The following is a 19,329-nucleotide window of genomic DNA, read 5'->3' on the forward strand; positions in this document are numbered from 1 at the left end:
CTTAGCCCTCAGGGCAGGAAGCGTTGCAGCAGGTCGTTGAGAAACAGCTGGCCCTTGGGCGTGGCCGCCAGGCGCGCGGGGTCGGCCTGGAGCAGGCCCTGGGCCTCGGCCTCGCGGCGTGAGGCTGCCAGGTCGGCCAGGGGCAGCCCGGTGCGCTGGGGGTAGAGCCCGGCGGGAACGCCATCGGTGAGGCGCAGGGCGTTCATCAGGAACTCGAAGGGCAACTCGTCGGCGTCCAGCTCCCGTGCGCCTGCCTGGAAGACCTTGGCCGGGTCGAGGTAGTCCTTGGGCAGGCGGGTCTTCCAGGTGCGCTGGATGCGGCCCTCGGGGCTGCTCAGCTTGGCGTGGGCGCCGGCGCCGATGCCGAGGAAGTCGCCGAAGGTCCAGTAGTTGAGGTTGTGCCGGGCCTGGCGCCCGGCGCGGGCGTAGGCGGACACCTCGTACTGGGCGTAGCCGGCCTCGGCCAGCAGGGCCTGGCCGGCTTCCTGGATGTCCCACAGCAGGTCGTCTTCCGGCAACTGGGGCGGCTGGGACCAGAACACCGTGTTCGGCTCCATGGTCAGCTGGTACCAGGAGAGGTGGGTCGGCCCCTGGGCGATGGCGGTGCGCAGGTCGTACAGCGCGTCCTCCAGGCTCTGGTCCGGCAGGCCGTGCATCAGGTCCAGGTTGAAGTTGTCGAAGCCGGCGTTGCGCGCCATGTCGGCGGCGCGGATCGCCTCGCTGCCGTCGTGGATGCGCCCCAGGGCCTTGAGCTTGTCGCCCTGGAAGCTCTGCACGCCGATGGACAGGCGGTTGATGCCGAGCTGGCGGTAGGCGGAGAACTTGGCCTGCTCGAAGGTGCCCGGGTTGGCTTCCAGGGTGATCTCGATGTCAGGGGCGAAGGGCACCCGGCGCTCGATGCCCTCCAGCAGCCGGCCCAGGGCCGCGGCGCTGAACAGGCTGGGGGTGCCGCCGCCGAAGAAGATCGAGGTCAGCGGGCGGCCGTGGACGTGGACGAGGTCCTGTTCCAGGTCCGCCAGCACGGCGTCGACGTAGTCCGTCTCGGGCAGCTCCGGGCCGGCGGCGTGGGAGTTGAAGTCGCAGTACGGGCATTTGCGCACGCACCAGGGGATGTGCACGTAGGCCGCCAGGGGCGGCAGCTGGAAGCCCTGGGGCAGGTGCTCCGGTGCGTCGGATGTGGCGTGCGACGCGGGGCTTCCGGCGTCCGGCTTCATATCCCCAACCGCTGCTTGAGCAGGGCCATGGCGCGGGCGCGGTGGCTCAGGCGGTTCTTGTCCGCCGGGGCCAGTTCGGCGGCGGAGGCGTTGCATTCGGCGACCCAGAACAGCGGGTCGTAGCCGAAGCCGTGCTCGCCGCGTGCCTCGAAGAGGATGCTGCCGCGCCAGAGGCCCTCGCAGAGGATCGGCAGCGGGTCGTCGGCGTGGCGCATCAGCGCCAGGGAGCAGATGAACTGCGCACCACGGGCGGCTTCCGGTACGTCCTTCAGGGCGTCCAGCAGCTTGGCGTTGTTGGCGGCATCGCCCTGGCCACCGGCGTAGCGCGCGGAGTAGATGCCCGGCGCGCCGCCGAGGACGTCCACCGCCAGGCCGGAGTCGTCCGCCAGGGCCGGCAGGCCCGAGACGCGCGCGGCGTTGCGGGCCTTGAGGATGGCATTCTCGACGAAGGTCAGGCCTGTCTCCTCGGGTTCGATGTCGCTGAACTCGCCAATCGAGCGCACGCGCACGCTGTCACCCAGCATGGCCTGGAGTTCCTTGAGCTTGCCGGCGTTGTGACTGGCCAGCACCAGTTCCTTGAAGGGCATCATTCGTCTGGGAAGAATTCCTGGTCGAAGGTGAAGGTGTGCGGGGCGCCGTCGCCCTGCTGCACCGTGAGGGAGAAGTTGAGCATTTCGCGCTGGGTGAAGGGGAACTGCGCCAGGTAGTAGATGGCGCCCCCTTCGCTGACCTGGCGGAAGGCCAGGGGCGTGACCTTGCCGAGCAGGTCCTTGACCTGGCCGCTGACCTGGGCGGTGCTGGGCTTGCCGGCCTTGAGCACGGCGATGTTCACCACGCCCTGGGTCTTGCTGCGCACCAGGCCGGCTGCGGCGGCGATGTCCGGCTGCAGGAAGCCGGAGTTGAAGGCGCTGTAGTGCACGTCGAGCTCGCCGAAGGTCTGTTTGCGCTCCGCGACGGCGGGCAGGGACAGGCAGAGGGCGAAGAGGCAGAAGATGAGGCGACGCATGGTGGAGGTCCTCCAGGTCAGATCGCGATGCGGCTTTCAGGCAGGCCGGGGCCACTGACTCGATAGATGCCGATTTCGCCCAGCAGGTTGGGCCACAGGCGGCTCGGCAGATTGTGCCTGTGCAGGCGGTCGACGGCCAGGCGATCCAGCACCCGCACCCGGAGGTCCTGACAAAGGGCCTCGAAGTCGTGGAAGGTGCAGAAGTGGATGTTCGGCGTGTTGTACCAGGTGTAGGGCAGGAAGTCGGAAACCGGCATCCGCCCGTTGCGCGCCAGGTACCAGCGGCAGCGCCAGTGGCCGAAGTTGGGGAAGGTGATGATGCACTCGCGGCCGACGCGGAGCATTTCCTCCAGCAGCTTGTCCGGGTAGTGCACGGCCTGCAGGGCCTGGGTCATGACCACCACGTCGAAGCTGTTGCTGGCGAAGTTGCCGAGGCCCTTGTCCAGGTCCTGTTCGATGACGTTGACGCCGTTCTGCAGGCAGCGGGCGATGTTGTCCGGGTCGATCTCCAGGCCGTAGCCGGTGACCTCCTTGTGGTCACGCAGCCAGGCCAGCAGGTCGCCGTCGCCGCAGCCCAGGTCGAGCACGCGGCTGCCGGCGGGGATCCAGTCCTTGATGATTTCGAGGTCGGCTCGCACGGGAGGGCTTCCTAGTCAGAGGGCGATGCGGTTCATGTAGCCGCTGAAGGCCTGCAGATAACGCGGGATCGGTATGAGGAAGGCGTCGTGGCCCTGGGGCGCGTCGATTTCCAGGTAGCTGACGTTCTTCCGCGCGGCGGTCAGGGCGTCGACGATCTCCCGCGAGCGGGCCGGGGAGAAGCGCCAGTCGGTGGTGAAGGACATCACCAGGAAGTTCGCCTTGGCCGCCGACAGGGTGCGCGCCAGGTCACCGCCATGGGCGGCGGCGGGGTCGAAGTAGTCCAGCGCCTTGGTCATCAGCAGGTAGGTGTTGGCGTCGAAGCGCCCGGAGAACTCCTCGCCCTGGTAGCGCAGGTAGCTTTCCACCTGGAACTCGACGCTGTGGAAGTCGTAGTTGAGCTTCTCGCTCTTCAGGCCACGGCCGAATTTCTCGCCCATGGCGTCGTCGGAGAGGTAGGTGATGTGGCCGACCATGCGCGCCAGCATCAGGCCGCGCTTGGGGATCACGCCCTGTTCCTGGAAGTGCCCGCCGTGGAATTCCGGGTCGGTGAGGATGGCCTGGCGGGCCACCTCATTGAAGGCGATGTTCTGGGCCGACAGCTTGGGCGCCGAGGCGATGGCCAGGCAGTGACGGACGCGGTCCGGGTAGCTGATGGTCCACTGCAGCGCCTGCATGCCACCGAGGCTGCCGCCTACCACCGCGGCCCACTGGCCGATGCCCAGGGCGTCGGCGAGGCGGGCCTGGCTGTGCACCCAGTCTTCCACCGTCATCACCGGGAAGTCGGCGCCATAGGGCTTGCCGGTGGCCGGGTTGAGGCTGGAGGGACCGGTGGAGCCGTTGCAGCCGCCGAGGTTGTTGAGGCTGACGACGAAGAAGCGGAGGGTGTCGATGGCCTTGCCGGGGCCGATGCAGCTGTCCCACCAGCCGGGCTTGCGGTCTTCCATGCTGTGGTAGCCGGCGGCGTGGTGGTGGCCGGACAGCGCATGGCAGATGAGGACCGCGTTGCTGCTGCTGGCGTTGAGTTCGCCGTAGGTCTCGTAGACCAGTTCGTAGTCGGTGAGGGTGCGGCCGCAGGCCAGCGACAGCGGTTCGCTGAAGCGCTGCACCTGGGGCGTCACCAGGCCGACGGAGTCTTCGGGAATGACGGTGGGCATCGCAACCGCTGCTCTTTTTTCAGGAAGGGCGCCAGTCTAAAGAGCACCGCAGCACCCGGCAAGCGCGCGGCTGCGCGTGCCGGGAGAGGGCTGGATCACTGCTGGCGGGCCACTCGCGGCAGGGTGACCACCTTGCCCTGGCGCTGGATCGGCGCCGGGCGGCGCAGGGCGCGGAGCATGTCGTTGGCCTGGCTGAGCTGGCGCTCCAGCTCGTCCACGTAGCGGGTCAGCTGGAGCACGCGCTGGCGGGCCTGCTGGGTGTCCTGGGCGAGGGCCTTGAGGCGCAGCATGTGGGTTTCCAGCAGCTGCTTGTGCTCCAGGGTGTTCTGCATCAGCGGCATCAGCGCTTCGGCAGCCCATTGGGCGACCTCCTGGCGCAGGCGCTGGTGCAGGCCGATCACTTCCTGCACCAGGGTGGAGAAGAAGCGCCGGGTCAGCAGGCGCTGCTCGGTGAGCAGGGTCTTCAGGTGCAGGCGGAACTGATCGCCCTTCTGCCGCAGCTGCCCCAGTTCGCGGTAGTAGCGGGTGAGGTCGAACTGTGGCGCGTCGACGCCCTGCAGCGGGCTTTCCTCGTTATGCCGGCGGTACAGCGCGGCGACCATGCGGTTGGCGGCGTCGGCCTCGTGGTCGAGGGCGTGCAGGTCGGTCTCCACGGCGCGGAAGAAGTGCAGGATGGCCTGGTTGATGCCGACGGTGGTCCAGCTGCCGGTCAGGTCGCGGCGCACGCGCGCCAGGTGTTCCTCCAGGCGCTCGGGGCGCACGGCGGCGCGTAGCAGTTCGCCCTGGCGCTTGACCAGGCGCTGGTTGGTCTTCAGGCCCAGCAGCCGGCGATGGTGCCGGGCGTGGTCTTCCTTGGTGCGGGCGGTCAGCTCGAACAGCAGCTGGCCGTTGTCGTTCTGGTGGGTGCTGAGCAGCGCCTGCTGCTCGCGGACCTTCTCCAGGCGCAGGTTGAGCACGTGCTGGCTGTTCTGCAGCAGCGCCAGGACCTGGTTGACCACACGGGTCTCCAGCAGGCGTTCCTTCTGGGCGACGATGCGCTCGCAGAGCAGGCGCTCGAGGTTGGCCATCTGGCTGCGGGCGAGCAGTTCGTCGTCCTTGCGCACCTTGGCCAGCAGGGCCTGCTTGGCCGAGAGCGGCAGCACGTCCTCGCGGCGGATGCCGAGCTGGCGGGCGGTGGCGTCCTGGATCTGGCGGATGGCGTTCTGCACGAAGGTCTCGCCGGCCAGGTCGTCCCAGAGCACGTCGATCTTGTTCAGCACGGCGAACAGGCTGGTCTGGGTGTCGTCATCCAGCTGGCGGATGTGTTGCAGCCAGATGTCCATGTCGCTGGCGGTCACGCCGGTGTCGGCAGACAGCAGGAAGATCACCGCCTGGGCGGCGGGCAGCATGGACAGGGTGAGTTCGGGTTCGGCACCCAGGGCGTTCAGGCCGGGGGTGTCGAGGATGCGCAGGCCCTGGCGCAGCAGCGGGTGGTCGAAGTTGACCATGGCGTGGCGCCAGGCGGGCACCAGCACCATGCCGGGACGGCCAGCGGGTTCCAGGGTGTCGGGGTGGAAGCCGAGCTGGATGGCCTGTTCCACCGGCATCGGCTTGGTCTTGGCCACTTGGGTGAAGGCCTGGACCATGTTGTCCGGGTCGCTGGTGTCCAGGGGGATGTTCACCCAGTGGCGGGGGATGCGCTTGAACTGGGCGACGCTGGCCGAGGCGGTGCGGGTCTCGATGGGCAGCAGGCGGATGTAGGGACGTTCCGAGCGCGGGTCGTGGAACAGCTCGGTGGGGCACATGGTGGTGCGCCCGGCCTGGGACGGCAGCATGCGCTGGCCGTACTCGGAAAAGAACAGGCTGTTGATCAGCTCGGTCTTGCCGCGGGAGAACTCGCCGACGAACGCCAGGGTGATGTGGTCGGTGCGCAGCAGGCGCAGGGCGCGCTCGAGCTTGTCCTGCACGGCGGCGGTGCTCAGGCGGCTGTGTTCCAGCCAGCTGCGGTAGCGGGTGATTTCCCGCATCAGCTCGCGCTTCCAGGCGACGTAGGCGTCCACCTGCTGACTCAGTCGTTCCATGCTCATCCTGGCTCTCCTTCCGCTCACGCGTCCTGCGTTCAGAAACTAAGGGGGGAACTCGACAACGATGGTACGGCCGTCTCGACAGCGGGCCGATGCCTGGGCGGGCGTTCGGCAATTATCCGCCGTCCCGGCTGGCCGTCAATCGAGCGGCTTCACAGTCCCGCCTTAAGGTCTGTCAGGGTTGCCGAGCGGTCAGGCCGGGCAACTCCGGCAGGGTGCGCGGGGTGCGGATGCGCACGCGCTTCTGGCGGTTAAGCTCGCCGCCTTCCAGGCTCACCTGGCTCTTGGCGACGCCGAAGGCGTCGGCGAGGAAGGCCATCAGGTGGGCATTGGCCCGGCCTTCGATGGGCGGTGCGGTGAGGCGGATCTTCAGGCGATCCCCGTGCAGCCCGGCGAACTCGTCGCGGCTCGCCTTGGGCTGCAGGTGGCAGGCGAGGATCAGGTCCTCGCCGTCCCAGCGGAACCAGCTCATCAGAGGAAGGGGCTGAGCTGCGGCGGCATCTGGGTCATGGCGGCCAGGCCGCCGATGACGAAGCGATCCAGCAGGTTCAGCGCGATGAAGGCGAAGATCGGCGAGATATCCAGCCCGCCCAGGTTCGGCAGCAGCTTGCGGAAGGGGGCCAGCAGCGGCTCGCAGATCTGGTTCACCAGCTGGGCGCCGGGGTTGTAGCTGCCGGGGGAGACCCAGGAGAGGATCACGCTGATGATCATGGCGAAGAAGAACACCTTGAGGAACAGCGAGGTGATGCTGATCACTGACCACACCAGGAGCTGCGGCAGCGCGCCCAGGGGGTTGGCGCCCATCAGCAGCACCACCACGATCATCAGCAGCCATTGCAGCAGCACGGCCAGCACCAGGGAGGCCAGGTCGAGCCCGCCGAGGCCGGGGATGACCTTGCGCAGCGGGTTCAGCAGGGGCTTGGTGGCCCGCACCACGAACTGGCTGAGGGGGTTGTAGAAGTCGGCCCGTACCAGCTGCAGGATGAAGCGCAGCAGTACGACCAGCAGGTAGAGGCTGCCAAGGGTCTGGATCACATAGATCGCGGCGGAGGCGAGTCCGGTCATTGGGCGTTCCTTGTGGAGGTGGGCGCACGGCCAGCGGGGGTGCCGGCGATGCGGGCTACTTTATCGGGATTCCCGGTGCGCATGGAGGGTGTCACTGCCCGGCCATCAGGTCCGGTCCGTTACAGCGCGTGTCCTCATGGTCGCCGAGGGTCATCAGGGTGAAGCCGTCGGGTCGCTGGAGGATGGTGGCGTAGGCATAGGCCAGGTCGTGCAGGTCCTTCTTGCTGTCGTACAGCTGGATCTCCACCTGGAAGCGGCCGGCGTCCTTGCAGGCACGTACCGGGCCGTAGAGCAGGGTGATGCCGGGCTCAGCGCGCTGCGCCTTGAGCTGTTCGCGGGCGGTCAGGTTCTGCTGGCGCTGTTCCGGGGCGCTCCAGTCGCCGGCCAGCGCATCGTCCACCATCAGCCATTCGTCGACGAAGCCCCGGCCGTTGCTGGCGGCCGGCTGGATGCGCTGCAGGGCGTCGCCATCCAGGCGGTAGCGGTAGATGCCGGCGCGGGTCATGCGGTCGGCGTCCAGGCTGCCCACTTCGGCGCGTAGCTCGAAGCCGTCGGGCCGGGCCTTCAGGCGTGGCTCGGTTTCGTCGCGCACGTAGCCCTGCTGCAGGTGGTGCAGGGTGCGCTGGGCGGTCTCGCCATTGCGCGGTTGCACCACATCCACGGCCAAGCGGCTCCAGCGCGAGGTGCACCAGGGGGTGCCGTGGGCGATGACGAACTGCCCGCCGGCCAGGCGCACGTATTGGTAGAAGTCGCCGTAGGCGTCGGAGAGTTCCTTCAGCGGCGGGCTGCGCCATTCCAGGGTGCGCACCCAGCGGTCGCCTTCCCGGGCATAGCCGAGCAGCAGGATGTCGCCGCCGCAGGGGATGGAGGTGGCGGCCTGGACCACCACCATCGGCGGCAGCCCCGGCTCGTCGTGACGCGCCACGGCATAGGGGCTCACCGAGGTTTCCTCGCCTTCCGGCGCCGGCTGGGCGGGCATCAGCTCGCGGGCCATTTCCTGCTGCAGGGCGTCGGCATCGAGGTCGGCACCGCTGCACGCCAGGCGCGCATCCAGGGCGCGGGTGATGGCGTCCTTGTGGGCCTCCACGGCGGTGGCGATGGCCGGGGAAACGTCGGTGGGCAGCTCTTCGTCCTGCCCGTCCAGGCCGGCCTGGACCTGCTCGAAGGCGGTGCGGGTGGCCTGGGCCAGGTCGGGTTGCAGGGCGCAGGTGTCCGCCAGCGCCGGCAGGCCCAGCGAGAGCAGCAGGGGTGCCAGTGACCAGGCGACTGAGCGCGGCATGCTCATTGCCCGAGCTGGTCGGCCAGTTCGGCGGAACGGCGGTCGGCGGCACCCAGGGCCTGCTCCACCAGGGATTCGAAGCCGTTGCCCTGGAAGGATTTGATGGCCGCCTCGGTGGTGCCGTTGGGGGAGGTGACGCGGCGGCGCAGTTCGGCCGGGCCGACATCGCTGCCCACGGCCATGCGTGCGGCGCCCAGGGCGGTCTGCAGGGTCAGCCGGGCGGCCACCTCGGGGCTCAGGCCCAGCTTCTCGCCGGCGGCGGTCATGGCTTCCATCAGCAGGAAGAAGTAGGCCGGGCCGCTGCCGGAGACGGCGGTGACGGCGTCGATCTGCTTCTCCTCGTCGAGCCACAGGGCGATGCCCACGGCTTGCAGCAGTTGCTCGGCCTGGCGGCGCTGCTCGTTGCTGACGGCGGCGGTGGCGTACAGGCCGCTGGCGCCCTCGCCCAGCAGGGCCGGGGTGTTGGGCATGCAGCGCACGATGGAGTCGACGCCCAGCCAGCGGGCCAGGCTGGCGCAGGGGATGCCGGCGGCGATGGACACGATCAGCTGGCCAGCGGACAGGCTCGGGGCCAGCGCTTCGCACACGGCCTTCATGACCTGGGGCTTGGTGGCCAGGACCACCACATCGGCGCCGCGCACGGCGTCGGCGTTGCTCTCGACCACTTCGATGCCGTGCTCGGCGGCGATGCGGGCGCGCTGCTCGGCGCCGGGGTCGCTGGCGCGGATGTGGTCGGCCGGAACGCCCTGGGCGCGCAGGCCACCGATCAGGCTGGCAGCCATGTTGCCGGCGCCGATGAATGCAATGCGGGGAGTGCTCATGTCGTGTTCCTTCCTTATTAGGGGGCCGGCTGCCCGTAGTCGCGGGCGCCGAACAGGGCGGTGCCGATGCGCACCCAGGTGGCGCCTTCGGCGATCGCCGCTTCGAGGTCGTGGCTCATGCCCATGGACAGGGTGTCGAGGGCGAGGTCCAGGTCGGTCATCAACTGGCGCAGGCGGGCGAAGGCAGCGTGCTGGGCTGCGACGTCGTCGGTGGGCTCGGGAATCGCCATCAGCCCGCGCAGGCGCAGGTTCGGCAGGCCGGCCACGGCCTTGGCCAGTGCCGGGAGGTCTTCCGGTGCACAGCCCGACTTGCTGGCTTCGCCGCTGACGTTGACCTGCAGGCAGATGTTCAGCGGCGCCAGGTGGGCGGGGCGCTGGGCGGAAAGGCGCTCGGCAATCTTCAGCCGGTCCACCGAGTGCACCCAGTGGAAGTGCTCGGCGATGGGCTTGGTCTTGTTCGACTGGATCGGGCCGATGAAATGCCAGGTCAGCGGCAGGTCGGTGAGTTCGGCCTGCTTGGCCAGCGCTTCCTGGAGGTAGTTCTCGCCGAAATCGGCCACGCCCTCGGCGTGGGCCTCGCGAATGGCGTCGGCGGGTTTGGTCTTGCTCACGGCCAGCAGGCCGATGGTGGATGAATCCCTTCCAGAGGCTTGCGCCGCCTCACGGATACGCGCGCGAACCTTTGCAATATTCTTTGCTATCGTGGACATTACCTGCGCTCTACAGCCCGGCCTGAGTGGGTCTGCGGCATTCTAACCGCTTGGAATTGGGGAGTCCCATGGATATTACTGAGCTGCTTGCGTTCAGCGCCAAGCAGGGCGCTTCGGACCTGCATCTCTCGGCCGGGCTGCCGCCCATGATCCGCGTCGACGGTGATGTTCGCCGTATCAACCTGCCCCCCCTGGACCACAAGCAGGTGCACGCGCTGATCTACGACATCATGAACGACAAGCAGCGCAAGGATTACGAGGAATTCCTCGAAACCGACTTCTCGTTCGAAGTGCCCGGCGTGGCCCGCTTCCGGGTCAACGCCTTCAACCAGAACCGCGGCGCCGGCGCCGTGTTCCGGACCATTCCCTCCAAGGTGCTGTCCATGGAGGACCTGGGCATGGGCGAGATCTTCAAGAAGATCTCCGACGTGCCGCGGGGCCTGGTGCTGGTCACCGGCCCCACCGGTTCGGGCAAGTCCACCACCCTGGCGGCGATGCTCGACTACCTCAACGGCACCAAGTACCACCACATCCTGACCGTGGAAGACCCGATCGAATTCGTCCACGAGTCGAAGAAGTGCCTGATCAACCAGCGTGAGGTGCACCGCGACACCCTCGGCTTCAACGAGGCGCTGCGCTCGGCCCTGCGGGAAGACCCGGACATCATCCTGGTGGGCGAGATGCGCGACCTGGAGACCATCCGCCTGGCGCTGACCGCCGCGGAAACCGGTCACCTGGTATTTGGCACCCTGCACACCACCTCCGCCGCCAAGACCATCGACCGGGTGGTCGACGTGTTCCCGGCCGAGGAAAAGGCGATGGTGCGCTCCATGCTCTCCGAATCCCTGCAGGCGGTCATTTCCCAGACCCTGCTGAAGAAGATCGGCGGCGGCCGGGTGGCGGCCCACGAGATCATGATCGGCACCCCCGCCATCCGTAACCTGATCCGCGAGGACAAGGTGGCGCAGATGTATTCCGCCATCCAGACCGGCGGCGCCCTGGGCATGCAGACCCTGGACAGCTGCCTGAAGGGCCTGGTGGCCAAGGGCCTGGTCAGCCGCGAAAGCGCGCGCGAAAAGGCCAAGACGCCGGAAAACTTCTAGACCCGACAGGGCGCCCCGGCAGGCGCCCTGTCTGCTTGAACGGGGCGGCTGCCCGAACTGGCCTGTACGCGAGCGAACAGGTCGGCCATCCACATTGCGAGAAAGACCATGGAATTCGAGAAACTGTTGCGCCTGATGGTCGAGAAGGGCGGTTCGGACCTGTTCATCACGGCCGGTGTGCCGCCGTCGATGAAGGTCAACGGCAAGGTCATGCCGGTCACCAAGAACCCCATGTCGCCGGAGCAGACCCGGGAAACCGTGCTGGGGGTGATGAACGAGCAGCAGCGCCGCGACTTCGCCGAGAACCACGAGTGCAACTTCGCCATCAGCGCCCGGGGCATCGGCCGTTTCCGCGTCAGCGCCTTCTACCAGCGCAACCTGGTGGGCATGGTGCTGCGCCGCATCGAGACCAACATTCCCACCCTGGAGCAGCTCAAGCTGCCCGAGGTGCTGAAGAAGCTGGCCATGACCAAGCGCGGCCTGGTGCTCTTCGTCGGTGCCACCGGCACCGGCAAGTCCACGTCCCTGGCGGCGATGATCGGCTACCGCAACAAGAACAGCTCCGGCCACATCATCTCCATCGAAGACCCCATCGAATACATCCACCAGCACCAGGGTTGCATCGTCACCCAGCGTGAAGTGGGGATCGACACCGAGTCCTTCGAAGTGGCCCTGAAGAACACCCTGCGCCAGGCGCCGGACGTGATCCTCATCGGTGAGGTGCGGACCCGCGAGACCATGGACCACGCCGTGGCCTTCGCCGAAACAGGCCACCTGTGCCTGGCCACCCTGCACGCCAACAACGCCAACCAGGCGCTGGACCGGATCATCAACTTCTTCCCTGCCGACCGTCAGCAGCAGGTGTGGATGGACCTGTCCCTCAACCTCAAGGCCATCGTCGCCCAGCAACTGGTGCCGACCCCGGATGGCAAGGGGCGCCGCGCGGTGATCGAGGTGCTGATCAATACCCCGCTGGTGGCCGACCTGATCCGCAAGGGCGAGGTCCACGAGCTCAAGCCGCTGATGAAACGCTCCACCGAGCAGGGCATGCAGACCTTCGACCAGGCGCTGTACAACCTCTACTCCCAGGGCGAGATCACCTACGAAGACGCCCTGCTCTACGCCGACTCGGCGAACGACCTGCGCCTGATGATCAAGCTCGGTTCCGAGACCGACGGCGAACACCTGACCAGCATCAGTGGCGGGCTGTCCCTGGAAGTCTCGGAAGACGATCCGGGCCGTCGCTTCCGCTGAGTGGCGCCAGCCACTGCGCCGCCCGGCGCGCCAAGGCCTCCAGTGTGTCGTTCCCCGCAGGCCAGGGAACCGCGAACCAGGCGCCGAAAGGCGCCTGGATCGTTTCCAGCACCTCGCCACTGTGTTCCGCCAGGTGCGGTGGAATGAAACCGCGCAGGGCCGCACGGGCGCCGTCGCCCAGGGCGATCACCAGTCGTGGCCGGACCTGTTGCAGCTCCGCCTCCAGCCAGGGGGCACAGGCCGTCAGTTCGGCTTCCGTCACCGGCAGCGCCTCGCGCTCGCTGCGCAGCCCCTGGCTGTGCCAGGCGAAGTGTTTCACGGCGTGGGTGAAGTACAGGCGTTCGCGGGCCAGCCCGGCGTTGGCCAGGGCTTCGCGCAGGCGGATGCCGGCGGGGTCGCTGAAGGGCTGCCCGCTCAGGTCGTCCTGATCGGAAGGCTGGCTGCCGAGCACCATCACATCGGCGGTTTCCGGGCCCTGTCCGGCCACGGCGCAGGTCGCGGCGTGCCAGCGCGGGCAGGCCTGGCAGCGTTCCAGGGCCGAGGTGGCCTCGCGCACCGGCTGGGCTTTCAGCGGGCTGATCAGCACTGCCTTGCCGTCCTGGGCGCCGACTGCCGGTGCCTGGGCCAGGCGCTGCTGGCTGGTGCGGGCCGCGCTGACCAGGGCGGGGATCAGCGGCCCTTCCGGCAGGTGGCGCCAGAAGCGTGCGGGCATGTGGCCGCGCATCACCTTCGGGTTGAGCCGGGCCGGGTTGAAGGTGCTGCGGTAGTAGGCCTGCCACAGCGATTGATCCGGGTCGGCGCGCTCCTCGATGGCGGCCTGCAGGCCGGGTGGCCCCGGGGGCAGGTAGGCCAGGCGCTCGCCGTTGAAGCAGGCCACGCCGTCGGGCGTGGCGATCAGCCAGCTGTGCCGCCCCATGCGCGGGACGAAGTGTTCGGCGGCGAGGTCGAGCACCTCGTGTTCCGGTTCGATCCAGGCCAGGTAGTCCGGTTCGCCGCGTTGGGCCTGGCCCGGGCGGAAGCGCAGGAAGGCGTGGAGGTGGTGGGCTTCCCGGCGCACGGCCTTGAGCCGCCGGTGCAGCTCGGCGCCGTCGCGGTCGCCCGGCAGCATGGCGCTGCGGTCACCCCGGGCGGCCCGCCAGAGCACCCGGTAGAGCAGGGCCCAGCGGTCCTGCTGGCGGAAGCGTGCGGCCTGGGCCAGCAACTCCGGCAGTTCGCGAGGGATGCGCACCGTGGCGCCTGGGGCTTCCGCCGGAGCGGGGTCGAGGCTGTCGAACAGGCCGGCATCCGGCGTCCAGTCCACCTGGTGCGGGGCGATCCCGGCTTGCAGCAGGCGCCGGGCCTCGCCGCGCCAGCCTTCGAAGCTGCCGTCGAAGCGGGGCCGGTGCATCACCAGAGCGCCATCTGTGCCGGGGCGTCGCCGAGCTGGCGGCGCAGGGCGGTGGATTCGAGGTCGGCCAGCCGGGGCCTGTAGTCCTGGGTGATGATGAACGGCCGGGCCTTGTCCATGGCACAGCGCAGGCGCACCACGTCCTGGTAGCGGATGCGCCGCTCGCGGCGCAGGTCCGCCAGGCGACGGGCGCTGAGCACGCCGATGCCGGGCACGCGGGCGATCATCGCCGGCTCGGCGCGGTTGAGATCGAGGGGGAACTGCTCGCGGTTGGCCAGCGCCCAGGCCAGCTTGGGGTCGATGTCCAGGGGCAGGTTGCCCGGGCTGCTGATCAGCTCCTCGACGCGGAAGCCATAGCCGCGCAGGAGGAAGTCGGCCTGGTACAGGCGGTGTTCGCGCATGAGCGGCGGCGGCTCGGCCGGCAGCCCGCCGGGGGCGCTGGGGATGGGGCTGAAGGCGGAGTAGTAGACGCGCTTGAGCCGGTAGGCGCTGTAGAGCGATTGGGCGGTGCCGAGGATGGTGCGGTCGTCGGTGGCGTCGGCGCCGACGATCATCTGGGTGCTCTGCCCGGCCGGGGCGAAGGCCGGTCCACGCCGTTCCTCCTGCGCTTCCTCCACGCCCAGGCGGATGCGACCCATGGCGCGCCGGATCGGCGCCACGCGCTTCTCCGGCGCCAGGCGCACCAGCCCGGATTCGGTGGGCAGCTCGATGTTCACGCTCAGGCGGTCGGCGTACAGGCCAGCCTCGGCGATCAGCTCAGGGCTGGCGTCGGGGATGGTCTTCAGGTGGATGTAGCCGCGGAACTGGTGTTCTTCCCGCAGCAGCCGGGCTACGCGCACCAGTTGCTCCATGGTGTAGTCCGCGGAGCGGATGATCCCGGAGCTGAGGAACAGCCCGCTGATGCAGTTGCGCCGGTAGAAGTCGAGGGTCAGCCGCACCACTTCTTCCGGGGTGAAGCGGGCGCGCGGCACATCGCTGGAGCGGCGGTTGACGCAGTACTGGCAGTCGTAGATGCAGAAGTTGGTGAGCAGGATCTTCAGCAGGGCCACGCAGCGGCCATCGGGGGTGAAACTGTGGCAGATGCCCATGCCGTTGGTGGAGCCGATGCCGGCCTTGCCGGTGGAGCCACGCTTGGGTGCGCCGCTGCTGGCGCAGGACACGTCGTACTTGGCGGCGTCGGCCAGCACGGTTAGCTTGTCGATCAGTTCCATGGTCGGATTCTGAAATTAACTGTACGTGCATACAGTATTTCGGCGGCCGGAACCTGTGCAAGTCCGTCGACGACCTTCGGTCGCCGGCCCGTCATCAGGAGATCACATGCAACGCCCGGATACCCACAGCACCCTGATCGGCTACCTCCTGTGGATCTTCGGATTCCTCGGGGCGCACCGCTTCTACTACGGCCGGCCGGTGACCGGCACCCTGTGGTTCTTCACCCTGGGGCTGTTCTTCATTGGCTGGATCATCGACCTGTTCCTGATCCCGTCCATGGAGCGCGAGGCCGCCCTGCGCTTCAACGCGGGCTCCTACGACTACACGGTGGCCTGGCTGCTGCTGACCTTCCTCGGTGTGTTCGGTGTGCACCGCATGTACCAGGGCAAATGGATCACCGGCATCCTCTATTTCTTCACCGGTGGGTTCTTCCTGTTGGGCGTGCTCTACGACTTCTGGACCTTGAACACGCAGATCTCGGTGCTCAACGCCCAGCGTTGAGCCGGAAAGCAAAGGGGCCGTCGATGACGGCCCCTTTCGTTTGCAGCGGTTTCAGCTTCAGCCCTGGAAGGTCAGGTGGCCATCCATGAAGGTGTAGCGCACGCGCCCGGGCAGCGAGTCGCCGATGAACGGGCAGTTGCGCCCGCGCGAGTGCCAGGCCTCGCCGGCCTGGGTGCGACCCTTCGGGTCGAACAGCACCAGGTCTGCCGGGGCACCGACCGCCACGCGGCCAGCCGGCAAGCGCAGGGCGCGGGCCGGGCCGGCGGTGAGGCGGGCGAGCAGGGTGGGCAGGTCCAGCAGGCCGTCTTCCACCAGGCTCATGGCCAGCGGCAGCAGCAGTTCGACGCTGCTGATACCGGGCTCGGTGGCGGCGAAGGGCGCCAGCTTGGCGTCGGCTTCGTGGGGCTGGTGGTGGCTGGCGATGGCACCGATCACGCCACTCTTCACCGCCTGGCGCAGGCCTTCGCGGTCCGCCTGGCTGCGCAGCGGCGGCTGCACGTGGTAGAGGCTGGAGAAGCCGGTGAGGGCGTCGTCGGTCAGCAGCAGCTGGTACATGGCGACATCGGCGGTGACCGGCAGGCCGCGGGCCTGGGCCTGGGCGATCATCTCGGCACCACGGGCGCTGGTGATCTGGCTGAAGTGCGCGCGCACGCCGCTCTGCTCCACCAGCAGCAGGTCACGGGCCAGGGCCACGGTCTCGGCGCTCTCGGGGATCCCGGCCAGGCCGAGGAAGCCGGCGGTGGCGCCTTCGTGGGCGAGGCCGCCTTCCGCCAGGTCGGCGTCCTGGGGTTGCAGCACCAGGGTCAGGTCGAAGGTGGCGGCGTATTCCATGGCGCGGCGCAGGGTGCGGCTGCTGCTCATGGGGGCCAGGCCGTTGCCGAAGGCGACGCAGCCGGTGTCACGCAGGGCGACCAGCTCGGCCAGCTGCTCGCCGGCGAGGTTGCGGGTGAGGGCGCCGATGGGGAAGACCTTGGCGTGGCCGGCTTCGCGGGCGCGGTCGAGGATCAGTTCGGCTACGGCGGGGGTGTCCAGCACCGGGCGGGTCAGCGGCGGGCAGCACAGGCTGGTCACGCCACCGGCGGCGGCGGCGCGAGTCTCGCTGTCGACGTTGCCCTTGCGGCTGTAGCCGGGCTCGCGCAGGGCGGCGTTGAGGTCCACCAGGCCGGGGGCGGCCACCAGGCCCTGGGCGTCGATGCGGGTCTCGGCCTCGAAGCCGGCCGGTGCCTGGCCGATGGCGGTGACCTTGCCGGCCTGGAGGAACAGGTCGGTGACCTGGTCGGTGCCGCTGGCGGGATCGATGAGGCGGGCGCCGATGATGTGGGTACGCATCAGTTCTGCACCTCGGCTTCCTGATTGATCTGGCGTTGGGTGTTCTGGCCGCTCATGGCCATGGAGAGCACGGCCATGCGGATGGCGATGCCGTAGGTGACCTGGTTGAGGATCACCGAGTGGCTGCCGTCGGCGACGGCGGACTCGATCTCCACGCCGCGGTTGATCGGCCCCGGGTGCATGACGATGGCGTCGGGCTTGGCCAGCTTGAGGCGCTGGGTGGTCAGTCCGTAGAGGCGGTAGAACTCGCCTTCGCTGGGCAGCAGGCCGCCCTGCATGCGCTCGCGCTGCAGGCGCAGCATGATCACCACGTCCACGTCCTTGAGCCCTTCGGCCAGGTCGGTGTGGACGCTGACGCCGTATTGCTCGATGCCGATGGGCAGCAGGGTGCGCGGCGCGATCACGCGGATGTCCGGGCAGCCCAGGGCCTTGAGGGCGAGCATGTCGGAGCGGGCGACGCGCGAGTGCAGGATGTCGCCGACGATGGCCACCGAGAGGTTCTCGAAGCTGCCTTTGTGGCGGCGGATGGTGAGCATGTCGAGCATGCCCTGGGTCGGGTGCGCGTGGCGCCCGTCGCCGCCGTTGATGATGGCGACGTCAGGGCAGACGTGCTCGGCGATGAAGTGGGCGGCGCCGGAGTCGGCATGGCGGACCACGAACATGTCGGCCGCCATGGCCTCCAGGTTGCGCAGGGTGTCGAACAGCGTCTCGCCCTTGCTGGTGGAGGAGGTGGAGACGTTCAGGCTGATGACGTCGGCGGAGAGGCGCTGGGCCGCCAGCTCGAAGGTGGTGCGGGTGCGCGTGGAGTTCTCGAAGAACACGTTGCACACCGTCTTGCCGCGCAGCAGGGGCACCTTCTTGACGGCGCGGGCGCCGACTTCGAGGAAGGAGTCGGCGGTGTCGAGGATTTCGGTCAGCAGCTCACGGGGCAGGCCGTCGAGCGAGAGGAAGTGGCGCAGCTGGCCCTGGTCGTTGAGCTGCAGCGGGCGCTTGGCGTTCGGCATGGGGCGGGCCCTGGGGGTCGGGTTTTCAGGAGGCGGCGAGGACCTGGCGCTCGAGTGCGAGCGGCGCGGGGCCGAGCAATTTTACCCGCTCGTGGGTGGCCAGGGACAGGGTGGCGCCGACCACGTCGGGGCGGATCGGCAGCTCCCGGGCGTTGAGGTCCAGCAGGCAGACCAGGGTCACGCTGGCCGGGCGGCCATAGTCGAACAGCTCGTTGAGGGCGGCGCGCACGGTGCGCCCGCTCATGAGCACGTCATCGATCAGCACCAGGTGCTGGCCTTCGATCTCGAAGGGCAGTTCGGAGGGCTGCACCTGGGGATGCAGGCCGTTCTGGGTGAAGTCGTCGCGGTAGAAGGAGACGTCGAGCACGCCCATGGCGTCGTCGCGGCCCAGGGCTTCCATCAGGGCCTGGGCGACCCAGACGCCACCGGTGCGGATGCCGATGAAGCGCGGTGTGTCGATGTGCCGGGCTGCCAGGTGGTCGGTCAGGGCGCGGGCCATCTGCGGCAGCAGTTCGGCCGGGTTGGGCAATGTCATGGGCGTTCCTCGCTAGTCGTGTCCGGGGTGCTCGGCCAGCCAGCCTTCCAACAGCAGGGCGGCGGCCAGGGCGTCCACCGGGCGTTCGCGGTAGCCGCCGCGCTGGCCCTGCGCCAGGCGGTGGCCCTTGGCTTCGAAGGTGGTCAGGCGTTCGTCGTGGGTGAAGACGGGCAGGTTGAAGCGGCCATTGAGGCGTCGGCCGAATTTCTCGGCGCGTTCGCTCATCTCGCTGGGGGTGCCGTCCATGTTCAGCGGCAGGCCGACGACGATGGCGTCGGGCTGCCACTCCTTGATCAGGGCCTCGACCTTCTGCCAGTCGGGTACGCCGTTCTGCGCCTTGAGCACACACAGTTCGCGGGCCTGGCCGGTGACGGCCTGGCCGACGGCGACGCCGATCTGGCGGGTGCCGTAGTCGAAGCCGAGGAGCAGCCGGGGCGCGGTTGTCGGGCCGGCCATCAGGCGTGCCCGGCCTGGCTGGTGAGCAGGTTGAGGTTGACCCCCAGCCGTGCAGCGGCGGCGGCGAGGCGCTGGTCGCTGGGGGTGTCGAAGAGGATGGCCGGGTCGGCAGGGCAGGTGAGCCAGGCGTTTTCGGCCAGCTCGGCCTCCAGTTGCCCGGCCTGCCAGCCGGCATAGCCGAGGGCGATGAGGCTTTTCTGCGGCCCGCTGCCGTCGGCGATGGCGAACAGCACGTCCTGGGAGGTGGACAGCGCCAGGTCGCCCAGGTCCAGGGTGGCCTGGTACTGCGGGCCGCTGGGGTGCAGGACGAAGCCGCGGTCGGTCTGCACGGGGCCGCCGGCGTAGATGGGTAGGTTCTGGCAGTGGGCGGGGGCGGTGTCGTCGGGGCGCAGTTGTTCGAGCACGTCACCGAGGTTGAGGCCGTTGGGGCGGTTGATCACCAGTCCCATGGCGCCCTGGTCGTTGTGTTCGACCAGGTAGGTGACGGTCTGCGCGAAATTGGGATCGTCCATGTGCGGCATGGCGATCAGGAAGTGGTGCTTGAGGTAGCTGGGCGCGGTGCTTTTCATGGGCGCTAGTGTCGATCTTCGCGCCGTC

The 19,329-nt window shown here is 68.7% G+C and carries 21 protein-coding genes; 3 read left to right on the forward strand and 18 right to left on the reverse strand.

Annotation, left to right across the window (positions count from 1 at the left end):
• Positions 1 to 8: 8 nt before the first annotated feature.
• The 11 genes from hemW to PotMrB4_RS01910 form a co-directional block, all read right to left on the reverse strand.
• Positions 9 to 1,214 carry a radical SAM family heme chaperone HemW gene (hemW, locus tag PotMrB4_RS01860; RefSeq protein WP_172432357.1) on the reverse strand — a complete coding sequence of 402 codons (1,206 nt, stop codon included), beginning with the start codon at positions 1,212 to 1,214 and terminating at the stop codon, positions 9 to 11.
• The gene (rdgB, locus tag PotMrB4_RS01865) at positions 1,211 to 1,804 is read right to left on the reverse strand and encodes an RdgB/HAM1 family non-canonical purine NTP pyrophosphatase (RefSeq protein WP_172432358.1); all 594 of its coding nucleotides are present in this window, start codon (positions 1,802 to 1,804) and stop codon (positions 1,211 to 1,213) included. Before rdgB ends, hemW begins: the two co-directional genes overlap by 4 nt.
• Positions 1,801 to 2,220 (reverse strand): DUF4426 domain-containing protein, encoded by a 420-nt coding sequence (locus PotMrB4_RS01870; protein WP_044403606.1) that lies wholly within the window; start codon positions 2,218 to 2,220, stop codon positions 1,801 to 1,803. The genes rdgB and PotMrB4_RS01870 overlap by 4 nt, the downstream gene beginning before the upstream one ends.
• A 17-nt stretch (positions 2,221 to 2,237) precedes the next feature.
• Positions 2,238 to 2,858, reverse strand: coding sequence for a methionine biosynthesis protein MetW (metW, locus tag PotMrB4_RS01875; RefSeq protein WP_044403603.1), 621 nt, complete (start codon positions 2,856 to 2,858; stop codon positions 2,238 to 2,240).
• Positions 2,859 to 2,873: 15 nt separating this feature from the next.
• Complete coding sequence (gene metX, locus PotMrB4_RS01880; protein WP_172432359.1) at positions 2,874 to 4,013, reverse strand: homoserine O-succinyltransferase MetX; 1,140 nt, start codon at positions 4,011 to 4,013, stop codon at positions 2,874 to 2,876.
• Positions 4,014 to 4,108: 95 nt separating this feature from the next.
• Complete coding sequence (locus tag PotMrB4_RS01885; RefSeq protein ID WP_044403599.1) at positions 4,109 to 6,079, reverse strand: dynamin-like GTPase family protein; 1,971 nt, start codon at positions 6,077 to 6,079, stop codon at positions 4,109 to 4,111.
• 172 nt (positions 6,080 to 6,251) lie between these two features.
• The gene (locus tag PotMrB4_RS01890) at positions 6,252 to 6,548 is read right to left on the reverse strand and encodes a DUF167 domain-containing protein (protein ID WP_172432360.1); all 297 of its coding nucleotides are present in this window, start codon (positions 6,546 to 6,548) and stop codon (positions 6,252 to 6,254) included.
• The gene (locus PotMrB4_RS01895; protein ID WP_074967194.1) at positions 6,548 to 7,141 is read right to left on the reverse strand and encodes a YggT family protein; all 594 of its coding nucleotides are present in this window, start codon (positions 7,139 to 7,141) and stop codon (positions 6,548 to 6,550) included. The genes PotMrB4_RS01890 and PotMrB4_RS01895 overlap by 1 nt, the downstream gene beginning before the upstream one ends.
• A gap of 91 nt (positions 7,142 to 7,232) precedes the next feature.
• A complete protein-coding gene (locus PotMrB4_RS01900; RefSeq protein WP_172432361.1) occupies positions 7,233 to 8,420 on the reverse strand; it encodes a hypothetical protein in 1,188 nt (395 codons plus the stop codon).
• Positions 8,421 to 8,422: 2 nt separating this feature from the next.
• Complete coding sequence (gene proC, locus PotMrB4_RS01905; RefSeq protein ID WP_172432362.1) at positions 8,423 to 9,241, reverse strand: pyrroline-5-carboxylate reductase; 819 nt, start codon at positions 9,239 to 9,241, stop codon at positions 8,423 to 8,425.
• Positions 9,242 to 9,258: 17 nt separating this feature from the next.
• Positions 9,259 to 9,951 (reverse strand): YggS family pyridoxal phosphate-dependent enzyme, encoded by a 693-nt coding sequence (locus PotMrB4_RS01910; protein ID WP_160480527.1) that lies wholly within the window; start codon positions 9,949 to 9,951, stop codon positions 9,259 to 9,261.
• A 68-nt stretch (positions 9,952 to 10,019) separates the two neighbouring features.
• On the opposite strand from PotMrB4_RS01910, the gene pilT reads away from it, so the two are divergent.
• Together pilT and PotMrB4_RS01920 are read left to right on the forward strand one after the other, a co-directional pair.
• Entirely contained in the window at positions 10,020 to 11,054 is a 1,035-nt protein-coding gene (pilT, locus tag PotMrB4_RS01915; RefSeq protein WP_044403590.1) for a type IV pilus twitching motility protein PilT, read from the forward strand.
• 108 nt (positions 11,055 to 11,162) lie between these two features.
• Entirely contained in the window at positions 11,163 to 12,308 is a 1,146-nt protein-coding gene (locus PotMrB4_RS01920) for a PilT/PilU family type 4a pilus ATPase (protein WP_044403589.1), read from the forward strand.
• Here PotMrB4_RS01920 and PotMrB4_RS01925 read toward each other — a convergent pair.
• Both PotMrB4_RS01925 and PotMrB4_RS01930 read right to left on the reverse strand, forming a co-directional pair.
• Positions 12,250 to 13,695, reverse strand: coding sequence for a TIGR03915 family putative DNA repair protein (locus tag PotMrB4_RS01925; protein ID WP_172432363.1), 1,446 nt, complete (start codon positions 13,693 to 13,695; stop codon positions 12,250 to 12,252). The genes PotMrB4_RS01920 and PotMrB4_RS01925 overlap by 59 nt on opposite strands.
• On the reverse strand, positions 13,695 to 14,906 hold the full coding sequence (locus tag PotMrB4_RS01930) for a putative DNA modification/repair radical SAM protein (RefSeq protein WP_069566424.1): 1,212 nt from the start codon (positions 14,904 to 14,906) through the stop codon (positions 13,695 to 13,697). Before PotMrB4_RS01930 ends, PotMrB4_RS01925 begins: the two co-directional genes overlap by 1 nt.
• Before the next feature lie 106 nt (positions 14,907 to 15,012).
• Between PotMrB4_RS01930 and PotMrB4_RS01935 the strand changes: the two genes are divergently transcribed.
• Entirely contained in the window at positions 15,013 to 15,408 is a 396-nt protein-coding gene (locus tag PotMrB4_RS01935; protein ID WP_142012809.1) for an NINE protein, read from the forward strand.
• A gap of 57 nt (positions 15,409 to 15,465) precedes the next feature.
• Here PotMrB4_RS01935 and PotMrB4_RS01940 read toward each other — a convergent pair whose 3' ends face one another.
• Genes PotMrB4_RS01940 through PotMrB4_RS01960 form a run of 5 tightly spaced genes read right to left on the reverse strand, consistent with a single transcriptional unit; the run spans position 15,466 to position 19,301 of the window.
• Complete coding sequence (locus PotMrB4_RS01940; RefSeq protein WP_172432364.1) at positions 15,466 to 16,737, reverse strand: dihydroorotase; 1,272 nt, start codon at positions 16,735 to 16,737, stop codon at positions 15,466 to 15,468.
• Entirely contained in the window at positions 16,737 to 17,741 is a 1,005-nt protein-coding gene (locus PotMrB4_RS01945; protein ID WP_044403578.1) for an aspartate carbamoyltransferase catalytic subunit, read from the reverse strand. Before PotMrB4_RS01945 ends, PotMrB4_RS01940 begins: the two co-directional genes overlap by 1 nt.
• A 25-nt stretch (positions 17,742 to 17,766) precedes the next feature.
• Positions 17,767 to 18,276, reverse strand: a complete 510-nt coding sequence (gene pyrR, locus PotMrB4_RS01950; protein WP_044403576.1) for a bifunctional pyr operon transcriptional regulator/uracil phosphoribosyltransferase PyrR — start codon at positions 18,274 to 18,276, stop codon at positions 17,767 to 17,769.
• A 12-nt stretch (positions 18,277 to 18,288) separates the two neighbouring features.
• Complete coding sequence (ruvX, locus tag PotMrB4_RS01955; RefSeq protein ID WP_044403573.1) at positions 18,289 to 18,732, reverse strand: Holliday junction resolvase RuvX; 444 nt, start codon at positions 18,730 to 18,732, stop codon at positions 18,289 to 18,291.
• A complete protein-coding gene (locus PotMrB4_RS01960) occupies positions 18,732 to 19,301 on the reverse strand; it encodes a YqgE/AlgH family protein (protein WP_044403571.1) in 570 nt (189 codons plus the stop codon). Before PotMrB4_RS01960 ends, ruvX begins: the two co-directional genes overlap by 1 nt.
• Positions 19,302 to 19,329 lie beyond the last annotated feature (28 nt).

This window comes from Metapseudomonas otitidis, assembly GCF_011397855.1.
GTDB classification, from domain to species: Bacteria; Pseudomonadota; Gammaproteobacteria; order Pseudomonadales; family Pseudomonadaceae; genus Metapseudomonas; species Metapseudomonas otitidis.

Coding starts and splice junctions, on each gene's coding strand:
- pilT (WP_044403590.1), top strand. CDS start 10,020: ATGGATATTACTGAGCTGCTTGCGTTCAGCGCCAAGCAGGGCGCTTCG.
- PotMrB4_RS01945 (WP_044403578.1), bottom strand. CDS start 17,741: ATGCCGAACGCCAAGCGCCCGCTGCAGCTCAACGACCAGGGCCAGCTG.
- rdgB (WP_172432358.1), bottom strand. CDS start 1,804: ATGATGCCCTTCAAGGAACTGGTGCTGGCCAGTCACAACGCCGGCAAG.
- PotMrB4_RS01920 (WP_044403589.1), top strand. CDS start 11,163: ATGGAATTCGAGAAACTGTTGCGCCTGATGGTCGAGAAGGGCGGTTCG.
- PotMrB4_RS01930 (WP_069566424.1), bottom strand. CDS start 14,906: ATGGAACTGATCGACAAGCTAACCGTGCTGGCCGACGCCGCCAAGTAC.
- metX (WP_172432359.1), bottom strand. CDS start 4,013: ATGCCCACCGTCATTCCCGAAGACTCCGTCGGCCTGGTGACGCCCCAG.
- PotMrB4_RS01870 (WP_044403606.1), bottom strand. CDS start 2,220: ATGCGTCGCCTCATCTTCTGCCTCTTCGCCCTCTGCCTGTCCCTGCCC.
- PotMrB4_RS01910 (WP_160480527.1), bottom strand. CDS start 9,951: ATGTCCACGATAGCAAAGAATATTGCAAAGGTTCGCGCGCGTATCCGT.
- PotMrB4_RS01890 (WP_172432360.1), bottom strand. CDS start 6,548: ATGAGCTGGTTCCGCTGGGACGGCGAGGACCTGATCCTCGCCTGCCAC.
- hemW (WP_172432357.1), bottom strand. CDS start 1,214: ATGAAGCCGGACGCCGGAAGCCCCGCGTCGCACGCCACATCCGACGCA.
- PotMrB4_RS01885 (WP_044403599.1), bottom strand. CDS start 6,079: ATGAGCATGGAACGACTGAGTCAGCAGGTGGACGCCTACGTCGCCTGG.
- PotMrB4_RS01935 (WP_142012809.1), top strand. CDS start 15,013: ATGCAACGCCCGGATACCCACAGCACCCTGATCGGCTACCTCCTGTGG.
- proC (WP_172432362.1), bottom strand. CDS start 9,241: ATGAGCACTCCCCGCATTGCATTCATCGGCGCCGGCAACATGGCTGCC.
- pyrR (WP_044403576.1), bottom strand. CDS start 18,276: ATGACATTGCCCAACCCGGCCGAACTGCTGCCGCAGATGGCCCGCGCC.
- PotMrB4_RS01900 (WP_172432361.1), bottom strand. CDS start 8,420: ATGCCGCGCTCAGTCGCCTGGTCACTGGCACCCCTGCTGCTCTCGCTG.
- ruvX (WP_044403573.1), bottom strand. CDS start 18,732: ATGGCCGGCCCGACAACCGCGCCCCGGCTGCTCCTCGGCTTCGACTAC.
- PotMrB4_RS01940 (WP_172432364.1), bottom strand. CDS start 16,737: ATGCGTACCCACATCATCGGCGCCCGCCTCATCGATCCCGCCAGCGGC.
- PotMrB4_RS01960 (WP_044403571.1), bottom strand. CDS start 19,301: ATGAAAAGCACCGCGCCCAGCTACCTCAAGCACCACTTCCTGATCGCC.
- PotMrB4_RS01925 (WP_172432363.1), bottom strand. CDS start 13,695: ATGCACCGGCCCCGCTTCGACGGCAGCTTCGAAGGCTGGCGCGGCGAG.
- PotMrB4_RS01895 (WP_074967194.1), bottom strand. CDS start 7,141: ATGACCGGACTCGCCTCCGCCGCGATCTATGTGATCCAGACCCTTGGC.